This is a genomic window from Longimycelium tulufanense (genome assembly GCF_014645795.1).
In the GTDB taxonomy this organism is placed as follows: domain Bacteria; phylum Actinomycetota; class Actinomycetes; order Mycobacteriales; family Pseudonocardiaceae; genus Longimycelium; species Longimycelium tulufanense.
Map to the genome: position 1 here is coordinate 100,747 of NZ_BMMK01000013.1, position 14,334 is coordinate 115,080.

A 14,334-nucleotide genomic window follows, 5' to 3' on the forward strand; every position below is an offset into this window, starting at 1 on the left:
GACCGCCGGAACCACCTTTATGGCGCGGCCCACAGCTTTCCCGACTCAGCCTTGCTGGCGAGTAGGCGGAGCTCCTGTTCGGCACGCGAACCGGGATCCGCCACGTAGACGACCAAAGCCTGGTCCGGGTCATCGGGTAGCCGCAGGGTTTCGAAGGACAGCGGGAGCGTGCCCACGAGCGGGTGGTAGAGCGACTTGTCACCGTGGGTCTTCTCCTGCACGTGCCGGTCCGACCACATTCGACGAAAGTCGGCGCTTTCGGCCGACAGCTCCGCCACGAGCGCGTTGAGCCGTGGATCCCGCGGGTGCCGCCCGAAGTCCATCCGAAGGATGGCCACGGTGTCGTCCGCCTTTCGCTGCCAGTTCACATAACGTTGACGGGCGGAGGAGTCGAGGAAAACGAGCCGGGCCAGGTTCCTGCCGCCCGCGGGCAGCGCCGGGAAGTCGGCGATGAGGACCCGTGCCATGGTGTTCCACGCCAGCACCTCCAGGCGCCGTCCGAGAACGTAGGCCGGCGAGTGCGCCAGCGAGTCGAGCAGCCGACGTACTCCGGGCCGTACGGTCTGCGGGGCTGCCGGACCTTCGATACCGGGTACCGGCCGCACGAGCTCGAAAAGATAGGTGCGCTCCGACGCATCGAGCCGCAGCGTCCGCGCGATCGAGTCCAGGACCTCGGCCGAGGGGTTCTGGCCACGGCCCTGTTCCAGGCGCACGTAGTAGTCGACGCTGACACCGGCCAGCCGCGCCACCTCCTCGCGCCGCAGCCCGGGCACGCGGCGACGGCCACCGTGCTGGGCGAGGCCGACATCATCGGGTCGGACCCGCGCCCGCCGCGACTTGAGGAACTCTCGCAACTCCTCCCGGCGATCCATGTGTCCGAGTATTCCCTCGCCGGCGCCGGTGGGCCGGTCAGGGACGCCCTGGTCAGGAGGGGGTGAGGTCAGCCGCCGAACGGCGGGACGACGAGGGCGGCGGCGCCGACCAGGCCGGCCTCGGCCCCGAGCCGCGCGGGAACGACCCGTAGCGCGGACAGGTACGACAACCCCGCGTGCACGTCGAGCGCCCGCCGGATCGGGTCGAACAGCAGCGGCCCGGCCTTGGCCACCCCGCCCCCGACCACCACCAGGTCGAGGTCGCACACGGCCGCCACCGCGGCGATCATCATCCCGACCGCGGTCCCACCCCGCTCGAACGCGGCCCGTGCGATCTCGTCCCCGGCCCGCGCCGCCTCGGCGAGCGCGGCGGCGTCCGCCCCGGCCGGCGCGCGCCATCCCTGCACCCGGGCCCACTCGACCATCCGCGGCCCGCCGGCCACCGTCTCGACGCAGCCCCGGCCGCCACACGTGCACGGCAACCCATCCGGCTCGACCACCACGTGCCCGATGTGCCCGGCATTGCCGGTGCGACCGCCATACGGTCGCCCGTCCAGCACGAGCCCGCCGCCGACCCCGGTCGAGACCACCATCCCCAGCAGGTACCGGCTCGACCGGCCGGCACCCCGCCAGTGCTCGCCGAGTGCCATGCACACCCCGTCGCCACCCAGCCGTACCGGTACACCGGGCACCAGCTCGACCATCCGCGTGCGCAGCGGAAAATTCTGCCACCCGGCGATGTTGATGGGGCTCACGGTGCCCGCCGTGGTGTCGACCGGCCCGGCGCAGCCGATTCCGACGCCGTCGATCGCCGGCGCCCCGGCCAGTACCTCCTCGACGGCGGACCGCACCTGCTCCCACGCGGCTTCGGCGTCGTCGACCGGCGTGGAACGGAGCGCGGACCGCAGCACGTGGCCGTCACGGTCGACCACCCCGGCAGCGATCTTGGTACCACCGATGTCGATCGCAAGCACCAGATCGCTCACGCCCACTCCAGTCTCGACGCCTTACCCCGGAACGCGACCACCGGCCGCGAGCCACCACAGACGGCTCCGACCCCGGCCAGCCCCCGCGCCCGCAAGCAACCCCGATACCCGGTCGCCAGCCGCACGGCGGCGACAAGCGAGTTCATGGCCGGTTTTCGCCAGCTGCCCGCACTAATGCCGGTGCGTGTTGTCCGGCTGGCGCGGGTCACCGGGATGCTCGTACCCGGCCGCGAGCCGCACCCGGTGGGCGCGCTGCCCATCCAGCCACAACACGAACGCACGGCGCCGGGCCGCGCCCCGCAGCTGGTCCAGGATGCCGCCCCGCGCCTCGGTGAACGGCACGGCCCCCACCACGTCCGCATTGCGTGCGTAGTAGGCGGCAACCTCCTCGTCTCCCACCTCGACGTCACGCGTGACATCGTCGAACACAGCCCGCGCCAAGGCATGACGACGCAACAGCGCAGCCACCACGCTCCCCAACTCCAACAGGTGGTGCCGCTCCCGCGCGATGGCGCGCAACGGTGGAGCATCGTGCTCGGCCAGGTGGCGCCGTGCCGCCTCCGCGCGCACCAGCTCCGCGGCCGTGAGCAGCTGAACCAGCCACCGCCGGAGCTGCCGCCCTTCGCTGCTGTCGTGCGCGGGCAGCACCGACGAGCCCGGCCGAGCGCGCAGCTCGTGCTCCACCCGATCCACCTCGGACACCCGAAGCGGTGTGCCGTCCACCCACGCGGCGATCACGGGACGACCTCCACCGGCACCGCAGGCGAATAGCGGAGCGCACCGGCCGCGGACAGCTTCACCAGCGCCCACCACCGGCCCGGTTCCGCCCACGGCGGCGGCCACACCGGGAAGGTCACCTCCGCGTGGCCGCGCGCGGGCAGCTCGACCCCGCGCACCGCGACCGGCAGCGCCTCCCACGTCCCCCACGGGCTGATGAGCTGGGCCGTCAGCGCCAGCGGCGCATGCGCATCGGTGCCGACGACCACCCGGAGCTGGCCCTGTCCACCCCGGCGCACCCGGACCGCCTCCGGCTCCTGCACCAGCTTCAGCACCTCACCGGGCACCGCCCCGGCCTCGTCCAGGCCACCGTCCGCCGCGAGCCCGACCATGCCGAACACCCCGGTCGAGTCCTCGGGCACGCCCAGCAGCGCCACGTCCTCGACCACCTGGCGCCAGCTCGGCGGCAGGTCATCGCCCATCAGCCGCAGCTGGGCCCGCACCGGGTAGCGCCCGGGCGTCGGCAGTGCGGCGAGCTGCCCCACCGACGGCTCCTTGATCCGCACATCCCAGTGGTGATGCCCACCGGGCCGAAGCGAGACCTCGAACTCGGCCGGCTCCACGGTCCAGTTCTCCGGCGCGACCAGCCGCACCACGCCGTGCAGATCCCCGTCGGTGCGGTCGGAGGCGACCGTGACCCGCAGAACGACGCCCTTCCCGGCCTCAACAACCGGCTGCACCGGGTCGACGTGGATCGCGGCGGGCAGACCACCGAGCGGCGCGGGCCCGCTGTTGTGCGCCCAGTACCGGGCGTAGAGGGGTTGGGCCACCTCGGACTCCGGACCGAGCGGCACCACCATTCCGTTGTCCACTATGGACGTTGCGGCCAGTTCCGGCTTCGCCACGAAGGTCGCGGTCTCGAAGCCACCCAGCTCCGTCACCAGGTCTCCGTCGGTCGGGACGCTGTCCTCCCGCTGCTCCAACAGATCCGCCCGCGCGGCGTCGATGAACCGCAGCATCGGCGAGCTGACCGCCACCGACGTGTTCTCCCCGTGCCGCTCGGCGAGCCGGATCGTGAGTGCGCCCGCCGGGTTCACCGGCTCGCCCGAGCCGCGGCTGAGCGGGTTCCCGGCCGCCTTCAGCGTTGCGAGCGCGACCCGCTCGGCCGGCTCCACCCGCAGCAGCGAGCCCCGGGCCGGAAGCTGGCGACGCGTTCCCGGCGCCAGCTCCACGGGCAGGCCGAACAGCGGCTGGGAGTAGGTCTCGCCGAGGGCGGGGATGCCCGCCTCCCGCCAGTCACCCGCCCCGCTGACCAGCGCGTACTCGAACACGTGCGTCCAGTGCTGGAGCTGGAAGCCGGAGCCGTCCGGGGTGGTGCGCTTCGGTGGGTCGATCCACACACCCGAGGGCCAACCGGTGCACGAGCGCATCAGCGAGACGTGCAGCGTGCCGTCCGGACCGACGGCGAACCCGGGCATCCCGCGGTTGAGCAGCGCGACGGTCCGCTCCTCGGCCGAGTTCTCCGGTACTCCAGGCTGCTGCGAGACGACGATCTCCTGGTCGTCGAGGTCCGCGACGACGGCGTCGATGGCGGCATGCAGGTCCTCCCGGCCGCGTCCGGCCACCACCAGCACCGGCAACGCCCGCGCGTCCCGCAGGTCGGCACCGGGCACCCACACCTCCGCCAACGCGCGTTCGGCGGGCACCCACAGCACGGCCCTCCCGCTCGCCGCGAGCTGCCGCTCCAGCTCCTCGTGCCAGGCGAGGCCGGCACGCCCCAGCACCTCGGCGGTGAATCCGTTCTCCGCCGGCCCGCCCAGCGCGATCCGGAAGTCCGGCAGGTTCGAGTCGACGTCGAGATCGCCGTACCGCGCGCCCTGGGCCTCCCCGGTGGTCGCCGTGACCCCGGCCCGGCCCAGCGCGGTGACCAACCGGCGTGCCAACGGTGCGGCCTCGTCGCGTGTCGGTACGACCACCTCGGCCACCCCGACCGCACGCACCACGTCGTTGACCCGGACCCGGGCCGTCGAACCCAGCCCGAACCAGGTGTGGGCCGGGTTGTCCAGCGTCCATGGATGATCGGCCGCATCCACGTCGACCAGCCCGAAACCACGCCCGATGACCGGGTTCCCGACCTCGCTCACCGGCAGTCCGCCGGCCACCGGGCACGGCCAGCGCACCCGCAGCAACTCGTCGGAGCCGGTGAACTCCTCGACCCGGGTCGAACACTCCACCCGTCGCGTCCCACGCCACAACGTGATCGCCTGCTGGTAGCGGACCGAACCCACGCGCCCCCGCACCTCGAGGCGTTGCCCCAACGCGCAGCGCAGTACCCGCACCGACTCCGCTTCGGTGTCACCGGAGACCGTCGCCGGCCCACGCGGCAGGAGATGCCAGGGGCCCTCGCCGAAGCTGGGATGGCTCGGGTGCTCGGGATAGAGGGCCAGCTCGTTGCCCACCCGCCCGGCGGCGATCAGCTCGCGGTCCAAGGCCAGCTCCCGCAGGCTCGACACCCCGCCACCCCGCCCGGGATCCACCGTGACCCGGTAGTACTCGTTGGCGATCTCGGTGCCCTCGGCCGGCGTCCAGCCGGAAGGCGTGGCAGAGGGATGCAACAGGAAGCTGCGCCATCCCAGCGAAGGAACATCGCGGGCAAGGAACGTCACACTCGTCCCGTCGTGCTCCACCAGGGTGGGCAACGAACGTCCCTCATCGTCCACAACATCGATACCCACACCGATCGGGTCCGGAAGACGGATCGTCACCAGGTCCGTTCGGTTGCGCGGCAACGAGTTCCATACGGTCGCCGGAAGGCCGCCACCCGTCGGCGCATCCACAATGGACGTCAACGTCCGCAGCACGGTGTCCCGTACCCCCACCGCGATGTCCCGTGCATCCCGCCATCCCGTCAGCAGATCCAGGTAGACCTGATCTCCTTCGGATCCGGTTATTCCGTCGTGATGCGCGTTGTACGCGAGCTGCACCCAAGCCTTCGTGAACGCGGCATCGGGATAGCGCGCCCCCGTCAGCAGGGACGCGAAGACCGCGAAGCGCTCGGCTTGCAGCAGCGCGATCTCGGCTTCCCGCTGGGCCTGCTTGGTGTCGATGTAGGAGACGTCCTTGCCGGTGTAGATCGGGTTCATGTCCCGGGTCACCGGCACCGGCTCCACCGCACGCTCGGCCAACTCCGCCCGCACCGCCGCAAAGAACTCGCGCGGCAACGCACAGACGAACCGCGGCCAGGTGTAGTAAGCGTTCCAGTCCCGCTGGATGCTCGTCACCCACTTGTTCGGCGGGCTGTAGTCGGTGCCCACCGGTAGCAGGACGTTCCGCGTGGTGGCGACCTTTTTCAGGGTCAGGAACAGCTCGTAGGTGGCGGCTTCCGCCTCGGCCAGCGACGGCGCGGAGTCCATCCAGTACCCCGCCGAGTAGTGCTGCGCCATGTAGCTGGTCAGCAGGCCACGACCGGACGGCGCGAGCCACTCGAACTCGCTGGGGAACTGCATCCGCGTCGGATCGCCCCTGCCACCCGGCCGGCCCTCGACCGGCCCCCACTGGTGGAACGGCCCACGTGCCCACGAACTGGACGACAGCCCGGCGTCCGCCGCCATGCCGGGAAACGCCGGATCGTGCCCGAACACGTCGAGCTGCCACGCGGTCCGCGGGTCCGCACCCAGCACGTGCCGCTGGAACCCCAGGCCGAGCACGAAGTTGCGGATCGCGGTCTCCGGCCCGGTCAGGTTCGTGTTCGGCTCGTTGTAGGTGCCCCCCATGATCTCCATCCGGCCGTCGGCCATCAGCCGGCGCAACACCGCGCGATGCTCGGGATGGGTGTCCCAGTACGGCTTGAGGTAGTCGACCTCGGCGAGCACGAACTTGTACTCCGGTTCCCGCAACGCCAGTTCCAGGTGGGCCCGCACCAGGTCGAAACCGGCCTGCTGGAAGGCGGCTCGCGGCGAGTCGGGGAAGTTCAGCCGATCCCAGTCGGCGGTGTAGGCGGCCTGCGTGTTCCACCACACCGGGTCGTAGTGGAAATGGCTGACCATGAACATCGTCCAACCGGGCTCGGCCACGACGAGGTCGACGTCGACGGTCGCCTCCTCGTCGCCGGAGACCGCCACGACCCGCCCGGGCACCACCGAACCCGGCCGGTGGGCCGATGTGGACACTCCCAGTTCGAAGGTGGTCCGCCCGTGCACCGTTGCCACGACGGGCACCGGGGTGTCCAGCCCCCGGCCCTCGACGTGCACCCGAACCGGGCCGGCAACCTCCGCAACCGTCACCCGCACCACCTGGAGCGGCGCGTCCTCGGGCCCGGTGAAGAGCTCGGTCGGCTCGACGGTGACTTCCACGGCCGACCCGGCTACGTCTCACGAAAACACGACGGCATATATCGACGATGACTCTCCGTGACCCCAAATACAAGGCGAACCGCCCGCGAGGCGGTAAGCAACGTCCCGGGCACCGCCTGTCACGGTCCCCGGGACAGACTCCCCGTGCTGGGTTGCTCAGGAGGTTGTCAGGGTGAGGTTGTACGCGCTGAGCACCTCCCCGATCGGCTGGTAGTAGGACACGTTGGGCTCGCCGACCTTCTCCCCACAGACGGCCTTGTCCGGCTTGCCGTCACCGTTGGTGTCGACCTCGTACCCTTGGCCGCCGCTGTTGACGCCCTGAGCGGAGGTGCCGGCGATCGCCGACCCGCCGCTGTCACCACCCTCGCTACAGGCGTCGTGCTGGGTCAGCCCGCTGACCGTCACGAAACTGTTGTCGGGCATCTTGTACCTGACAGTGACGTCGTGTGCCTTGATCTCACCGCAGGTCCAGTTCGTGGTGCGGCCCGACTTGCAGACGGTGGAGCCGACGCTGGCCTTCGAGTGACCGGACACCGACACAGCGGTGCCGTTGTACCTCCACACCGCGGCCTTGGGGTTCCAGTTGTCGGTGTCGAGCGTTGAGTACGCGTAGTCGTTCCCCGGGAAGCTGTAGTCCTTCACGTCTCCCAGGTGGGTGCCGTTGCGCGTGAACCTGCTGACGCCCTCCGCGCAGTGCCCGGCGGTGACCATGACCTCGTTGCCCGCGCTGTCGGTGGCGTTGAACCCGACCGAGCAGACGTAGGAGTGCCCGTTGCTGGTGAACTCGATCTGCTGGCCGCCGTACAGGTCGCCGGACTGCGTGGTGGGCGTGCCCGCGCTGCTCTCCACACGCACGGCGTCGCCCAGTCGCTCGGCGGTCCGGAGCAGGTCGGTGACGCCGCCGTGGCTCTCCGGCACCTGCAGGACGACCTGGTTGCTCGGGATGTCGATGTACCAGCTCGCGGCCGCGGTGGCCCGCTCCCCGGCCCGGTCCAGCGCGGCCTTGGCCCGCCGTAGCTCGTCCATGCCGCGTTGCACGGTGCGGGCCTTGGCCCCGGCTCGCCGCACCTCGGATTCGGCGGCCCTGTCGGTCAAGTTCACGACGAGGCCGCCGGAGCCCTGGTCGATGTAGGCGCCCACCGCACGGCTGCTGAGCCGGGCGGTGAGGCGGTCGGCGACCTCGGTCTGGTCGTCCTGTGCCAGGACGCGGCGCGTTGCCTCGACCCGGTCCAACCCAGTTGCGGTCAGCTGGTCGACCGCGGCGAGCTGGGCCCCGGTCAGTGGTGTCGCGCTCTGGTCGGCGATCGCCGGTGCACCGGCCACGACCAGGGTGGCGGTGGACACCGCGGTCAGGGTCGCGGCGGCGCCGAGACGCCGTGCCCTCGGCCTGCTGGGCGCGGACATGCATCCTCCTGGTGTGCAGGGGTCGACGCCCAGCGCAAGGAGAATTGCCCCTTCTGGGGGCAGGGCGTCGACACGATGGGTGATGTCCGGCGGAGTTTTCCCCGGAGATGACCGATATTCGAGTAATCAGGTCATTTCAATGAGGCATAACAGCCGGGGAATGGATACATATAGTTACATAACCTGGCTATTCGTCCGGTGTTCCCGTCGCACGCCCTCGCCGGTCGGGGCGCCATCGGGTCGCCCGAGCCGGGAACGGTGAGTCATGGCTGGACCTGACCGCGACGGTGCGAAACCGATCTCGTGTCGTCTCGCCTGGTGATAACGCCGCTGGTTACGCCTTCACCGCGCCGGTCAGCGAGAACGCGCCGCCGAGGGCGCGCGAGACCACCAGGTACAGCCCCACGACCGGGACCGTGTAGACGATCGAGTACGCCGCCAGCTGGCCGTAGGTGACCAGACCGGCCTGGCCGAAGTAGGTCAGGACGTTCACCGCGGCCGGTTGCTTGGCGGGGTCCAGCAGCAGGATGAACGGTACGAAGAAGTTGCCCCAGGCCAGGATGAAGGTGAAGATCGCGACCACGGCCATACCGGGCAGCATCAGCGGCAGCACGACCGTGCCCAGGGCACGCATCGGCGAGGCGCCGTCCACCCAGGCCGCCTCCTCCAGCTCGATCGGCACGCCGTCCATGAAGTTCTTCGTCATCCAGATGGCGAAGGGCAACGAGGCGGCCGCCAGGAAGACGAGCACCGCCAGCCGCGAGTCGATCAGGTTGAACCGCACGAACAGGCTGTAGACCGGAACCATCACGGCGGTGAGCGGAAGCCCGGTCGCGAACAGGACCGTGTAGAGGAACGGGCGACGGAACCGGAGCTGGTAGCGGGAGAGCGGGTACGCGCAGAAGGTGGCGGCAACCATGGTCACAAGCGCGGCGCCACCGGACAGCAGGACGCCGTTCCACAGTGCGCGCCCACCCGACTCCCAGGCCAGCACCGACGCGAAGTGCTGGCCGGTCAGGTCCGGGACCTGGACCCGCAGGCCCGCCGCGGCATCGACGGACGTCGTGAGCAACCACAGCAGGGGAGCCGCGAAGACCAACGCGATACCTGCCAGGACGAGGTTCGCCAGGGCCGCTGCGACTCGACGGCGGGTCATCACTTACACCTCCGCGCGGAGTGCTCGGGCGTAGATCGCGGAGAACAACGCGCCGACGCCGAGGAGGACGAACGCGATCGCCGTGCCGTAGGCGATCTCGCCGAACTCGAAGGCACGGTCGTACATCAACAGCGGTAGCGTTTGGCTCGCCGTGCCCGGGCCGCCGGACGTGAGCACGTAGATCAGGGTGAAGACACCGATGGTCTGCAGGGTGATCAGCATCAGGTTGGTCATGACGGTCCGCCGTACGATCGGCAGGACCACGTGCCAGAAACGGCGGAGGGGGCCCGCGCCGTCCACCTGCGCCGCCTCGAGCAACTCGACGTCCACATCGGACAACGCGGCTTGGTAGATGAGCATGGAGAACGCCGTGCCGCGCCAGACATTGCCCAGGATGATGGCGAGCATCGGTGCCGTGAAGAGCCAGTTCTGGCCCTCCATCCCGAGCGTGGTGAGGACTGCGTTCAGGGTGCCGTCGCCGCTGAGGAACGCGTACAACGCGAACGCGGCAACGATCTCCGGCAGCACCCACGCCGCCACGACGAGCATGCCCACGATGGCACGGATGACCTGGTTGCGGCGCTGCATCAGCACCGCGAGCAGCATTCCGAGGCAGTTCTGGCCGATAACCGCGGAACCGAACGTGAAGAGGACGGTGAGCCAGACCGCGTTCGCCAGGTTCGGGTCGTGCAACGCGCGCCGGAAGTTCTCCCACCCCACGAACTCCGGGTCACGTGCCGCTGGACCGGATAATGCGGCGTTGGTGAAGGCGGTGTAGGCGGCCCAAAGGATCGGACCGATGAAGAACAGGCCGAGGAGCAGGAACGTCGGCACCATGGGGGGCAACCACGCGAACACACCAGGCCGCCGGCGACGCATCCCAGGACCTCCTTCTTCTCTCCGCGGTACCTGTCCCAGCCCTCCTCAATGTCGTGGCTCCCGCTCGGTGCGTCAGCTCTCGATGTCCCAGGTCGTCGATGTGTCAGGTCGTTCTGCCTCAGCCCTCCTCGACCCGGTCCGGCCCGACCACCTGACGGACCCGGACCGCCCACTCGCGGCCCGCCTGCTCCGGGTCCGCGCCGTTGACCACCCGGTCCATCGCCACCTGGATCTCCTCGGAGACCTTGGGGTACTCCACCAGCGTCGGCCGGTAGCGGGTGATGTCGAGGAGCCCGGCCCAGAAGGCCGTCGACGGGTTGCGCTCGGCGAGTTTCGGGTCGCCGGCCACGTCCCTGCGGACCGGGAGCTGGCTGGCCGCGATGGCGTAGGCCAGTGAACCTTCGCGGTCGAGAGCCTTGGTGAGGAAGGCGAAGGCGCCGTGCTTGTTCTGGCTGTGGGCGCTGATGGAGAGCACCCAGCCGCCGGAGAGGCTGACCTTGCCGGGGGGCTGGCCGTGCTGGGTGGGCATGGGCGCCATGCCCATCACCTCGACCCAGTCCGGCCACTCCACCATGCCACCCGGGATCCAGTTTCCGGGCAGCCAGCTGCCGTCCAGGCGGATGGCGATCTTTCCGTCGCGGGTGAGTTCTTCTTTGGTGGACTTGCTGTATTGCGGGTCCGCGACCTGGGCCGGCGTGGGGCCAAGCCCCTCCCGGAAGACCTCGCGGACGAACCGCAGGGCGTCGGTGAACCCGGCGCTGGGTGCCACCCATCGCTCGGACTGCTCGTTGTAGAGATCTGCCGTCGGCGTGCCGTAGAGCAGCATTTCCATGGTTTGCATGGCCGCGGCCTCGCCTACCGGCTTGCCGGCTGGCACGTCGAGCGCGATGACGTCGGGATGCTTCTCCTTGATGGTGCGGGCGGTGTCGAGCACCTCGGCCCAGGTCTTCGGTTGCCAGTCGGTGGGCAGGCCGGCCTCGGTGAACAGACGCTTGTTGAACCACAGGCCGCGGGTGTCGGTGCCCATGGGGACGCCATAGATGCGGCCGTCGACGGCCCGGCCGGCCTGCTTGGTGGTCTCGACGAACTGGTTCCACTCTGGCCAGCCGTGGAGTTGGTCGTCGAGGGGGTGCAGGTACCCGGCGGCGACGTCGGCGTTGACGTTGTAGCTGTCCTCGTAGAGGACGTCGGGGGCGGTACGGGGCGAGCGCAGCATGAGCTGGACTTTGGAGAGGTACTCGTTCTCCGGCGCGACGACCGGGACTAGCTCGATCTCGGTGCCCGGGTTGTCCTGCTCGAAGGTTTTCTTGACCTGCTGGAGGTGCTGGTCGAGCTGGATGCCGGTGCCGTAGCGCTGGTAGACGACCCGGATGCGGTCGGTGTCGTCGCCGCTGCCGCCCCCGCAGCCGGCCAGGGCCGAGGTGAGGAGGAGCGTGGTGACCAACGCCCTGCCCAGCCTGTTGAGTGTCATTGGTGCCTCCAGGTGACCTGGATCACCCGACGCTAAGGCTGGGGTGGTGATCAGACAACGCACCGACCGAGTGGTCTGTACCGGGTGACGGGCACGCGTCGGGCTACCGGCCGATCTTCGAGGAAATCTCGGGTTTCGTGCTCGATGTGGACGACACCCGAGTGACGCTCACCCGGTTGACCCTTCGAGCTGGCCCATTCTCCTCACCGCTGCGAAGGCTGTTCGGCTGGACGCTCAAACCGCCCCACCGCCACTGTCATCGCAGCAAGCACCACCGCGAACACCACCAGCCACGGCAGGCGGGCCAGCACCCACCCCCAGTCGTCGGGCGAGGTGTGCAGCCCGGGCACAGGTCCGAACGGCAACAGCAACGCGGTCACCACGATCATCGCCGCCTGGTGCCACAAGAACACCGTCATGATGTTCCGGTTGAGCACCACAGTCGCCAGCCAGGCGCCGGGCCTCCGCAACAGCCGCGCGAGGTGGTTCCACAGCAACACCACCAAGCCCACCTGCACGGCCGTCAGTGCCGGCACGATCAGCGACGGCGGGTTCAGGTTCGACCGCCCCAGCCCCGTCACGCCGACCGCACTCGCCGGGTAGTTGAACAGCAGGATCAGCACCGCCATCCCCACGACACCGGCACCGATCAGCCACAGCGCGATCCGCGTTCCCGCCAGCCCGCCTCGCCCACGCGCGACACCAAGCTGGTACCCGACGAACCACCCACCCAGCACGCTCAACACGAACAGCTGGGGCCCCTCCCAACCCACGCCGAACCGGACGAGGTCGGCAAACAACACCACGCCCAACGGCCCCAGCGCCGACCAGGCGCCAAACCGCCGGTCCAGGCCCACCGCCAGCGGCGTCAGCATCGTCAGCACCGCGTACACGACCAGGAACCACAGCGGCGTGCCCAGTACCCAGACGATCGTGCCGACCCACGGGCTCAAGACGCCCAGCCACGCACTTCCCAACACCGAGAGCACGAGCAGCACCGGCACCCACACCACGGCCAGCACCAGCACCGGCCGGGCCAGCCGCCGTAGTCGTGCCGCCAACCACTCGCCGTACCAGGTCCCGCGCTCCTCGGCCGAGAGCACGCCGCGCGAGTTGACCCAGCCCCCGACGAAGAAGAACACGCCGAGCGTCTGAAGCACCCAGCTGATCGGCGCTCCCTCCGGCAGCGCGGCCAGCGGGGTGGAGATCCCGCCGTCCATGGCCACCGCCGTGACCAGCCAGTGGCCGACAACGATGCCCAGGATGGCCAGGGCACGGAGCCCGTCCACCACCCGTTCCCGGTCGGCGGGGGTGGCCGCGTCCACCCGCTCCGCGGCGGTCCGCCATTGCGTCCGGAGGGAAACCATCAGACCAACTCCCCGCTCACCAGCTCGGGCTCCCCCAGCCCGACCCGGGCCAGGTTCCGCAGGGCCTCGGTGCCCTCCGCGAAGTATCGGTCGTGTCCGTCGGCGCCGACAGTGCTGAACGAACGAGCCCCGAACGACGGGTCGTCGGGCTTCATCCCGAACCCCACCCCGAGCACCTGGACTCCCGGCACCCAACGCATCCAGTCCCCGTCGGCCCGCGCCGCCCACACCCGCGCCGAGGTGTGCAAACCGTCCCGGTTGGCGACACCCATGCCGGGGCTGCCGATCGCCACGATGTCGGTGACGTCCGACGGCAGGCGCGACGCCGCGTAACCGGCAACAACGGACCCGTAGCTATGACCGATTACGGTCACCCGGGCCTCGGGGTTCACGACCTCGATCCCCCGCATGAACCGGACGAACCGGTTCGCACCGTCCAGTGCGCGCTCACTCCGCACCATGCTCGGGCTGAACCCTTCGGGCGTGTCATATCCGAGCCAGGCGATGACCGCGACCGGCTGCCCGCCCGCCCGCGAGCCCCTCTCCCCGTCGATCATCTCCCGGTACAGGTGCCTTGCCTGCACCGCCGGCGCCCGGTCCCGAACCCCGCCGAGGCCCCTGTCGAAACGAGCCAGCGTGTTGTCCACGCCCGGCACGATCACGGCGACCCGCCGCGCCGTCGCCAGGTCGCCGAGGACCTCCACCACCTCGCCGTCCCCTCGCGGATCGAACGCGAGCACCTGCCGCCCCACACTCATCGCGCTCGTCGCCACCCCCAGATTGGCGGCGTATCGCAGATCGAGGGGCGCGCCGTCAAGGTTCCCCACCACCCGCGGGTGCCGGTCGACGAGCCCGGCGCGCTCGTCCGGCGAGAGGCCGGCGAAGAACGTCGCCACCTGGGACGGCGAGGTAGTGGCTGGATCCGGCAGGGGACGCCCGTGCACCGAGTCGGCCCGCCACGCCGCGATGCCTGCCGGCTCGTGCGCGACCGCCGCCTCCTGCGGCGGGGCCACCAGCATGAGCGCCATCGCGGCGCCCATGGCGGCAAGCATCCGTACCGGCTTGGTGATCCCACCCATTCCCGGCGCCTCCCTGCTCAAACCCGGTCCCATCCGGGCAGCGGTGACGCT

General features: G+C 70.2%; 10 protein-coding genes. All 10 read right to left on the reverse strand.

The window, feature by feature from the left end; genetic code table 11:
- Positions 1-17: 17 nt before the first annotated feature.
- Positions 18-872 carry a helix-turn-helix domain-containing protein gene (locus IEY55_RS15245; protein WP_189058320.1) on the reverse strand — a complete coding sequence of 285 codons (855 nt, stop codon included), beginning with the start codon at positions 870-872 and terminating at the stop codon, positions 18-20.
- A 68-nt stretch (positions 873-940) separates the two neighbouring features.
- Positions 941-1,858 carry an ROK family protein gene (locus IEY55_RS15250; RefSeq protein ID WP_189058322.1) on the reverse strand — a complete coding sequence of 306 codons (918 nt, stop codon included), beginning with the start codon at positions 1,856-1,858 and terminating at the stop codon, positions 941-943.
- 171 nt (positions 1,859-2,029) lie between these two features.
- Positions 2,030-2,596 (reverse strand): DUF7158 domain-containing protein, encoded by a 567-nt coding sequence (locus tag IEY55_RS15255; RefSeq protein WP_189058324.1) that lies wholly within the window; start codon positions 2,594-2,596, stop codon positions 2,030-2,032.
- Entirely contained in the window at positions 2,593-6,927 is a 4,335-nt protein-coding gene (locus tag IEY55_RS15260; protein ID WP_189058326.1) for a glycoside hydrolase family 38 N-terminal domain-containing protein, read from the reverse strand. Before IEY55_RS15260 ends, IEY55_RS15255 begins: the two co-directional genes overlap by 4 nt.
- A gap of 156 nt (positions 6,928-7,083) precedes the next feature.
- Positions 7,084-8,331 carry a S1 family peptidase gene (locus tag IEY55_RS15265; RefSeq protein ID WP_189058328.1) on the reverse strand — a complete coding sequence of 416 codons (1,248 nt, stop codon included), beginning with the start codon at positions 8,329-8,331 and terminating at the stop codon, positions 7,084-7,086.
- Between the two features lie 334 nt (positions 8,332-8,665).
- On the reverse strand, positions 8,666-9,487 hold the full coding sequence (locus IEY55_RS15270) for a carbohydrate ABC transporter permease (RefSeq protein ID WP_189058330.1): 822 nt from the start codon (positions 9,485-9,487) through the stop codon (positions 8,666-8,668).
- A gap of 3 nt (positions 9,488-9,490) precedes the next feature.
- Positions 9,491-10,366 (reverse strand): carbohydrate ABC transporter permease, encoded by an 876-nt coding sequence (locus tag IEY55_RS15275; protein ID WP_189058332.1) that lies wholly within the window; start codon positions 10,364-10,366, stop codon positions 9,491-9,493.
- A 118-nt stretch (positions 10,367-10,484) separates the two neighbouring features.
- Positions 10,485-11,837, reverse strand: coding sequence for an extracellular solute-binding protein (locus IEY55_RS15280; RefSeq protein ID WP_189058334.1), 1,353 nt, complete (start codon positions 11,835-11,837; stop codon positions 10,485-10,487).
- Between the two features lie 203 nt (positions 11,838-12,040).
- Positions 12,041-13,204: an acyltransferase family protein gene (locus IEY55_RS15285; RefSeq protein WP_189058336.1), complete on the reverse strand. Its 1,164-nt coding sequence runs from the start codon at positions 13,202-13,204 to the stop codon at positions 12,041-12,043.
- Complete coding sequence (locus IEY55_RS15290; RefSeq protein WP_189058338.1) at positions 13,204-14,283, reverse strand: alpha/beta hydrolase; 1,080 nt, start codon at positions 14,281-14,283, stop codon at positions 13,204-13,206. Before IEY55_RS15290 ends, IEY55_RS15285 begins: the two co-directional genes overlap by 1 nt.
- Between the last annotated feature and the right edge of the window lie 51 nt (positions 14,284-14,334).

What these genes read in the sequence shown, in the direction of transcription:
- IEY55_RS15245 (WP_189058320.1), bottom strand. Translation starts at nt 872, where the DNA reads ATGGATCGCCGGGAGGAGTTGCGAGAGTTCCTCAAGTCGCGGCGGGCG.
- IEY55_RS15265 (WP_189058328.1), bottom strand. Translation starts at nt 8,331, where the DNA reads ATGTCCGCGCCCAGCAGGCCGAGGGCACGGCGTCTCGGCGCCGCCGCG.
- IEY55_RS15270 (WP_189058330.1), bottom strand. Translation starts at nt 9,487, where the DNA reads ATGACCCGCCGTCGAGTCGCAGCGGCCCTGGCGAACCTCGTCCTGGCA.
- IEY55_RS15275 (WP_189058332.1), bottom strand. Translation starts at nt 10,366, where the DNA reads ATGCGTCGCCGGCGGCCTGGTGTGTTCGCGTGGTTGCCCCCCATGGTG.
- IEY55_RS15280 (WP_189058334.1), bottom strand. Translation starts at nt 11,837, where the DNA reads ATGACACTCAACAGGCTGGGCAGGGCGTTGGTCACCACGCTCCTCCTC.
- IEY55_RS15285 (WP_189058336.1), bottom strand. Translation starts at nt 13,204, where the DNA reads ATGGTTTCCCTCCGGACGCAATGGCGGACCGCCGCGGAGCGGGTGGAC.
- IEY55_RS15290 (WP_189058338.1), bottom strand. Translation starts at nt 14,283, where the DNA reads ATGGGTGGGATCACCAAGCCGGTACGGATGCTTGCCGCCATGGGCGCC.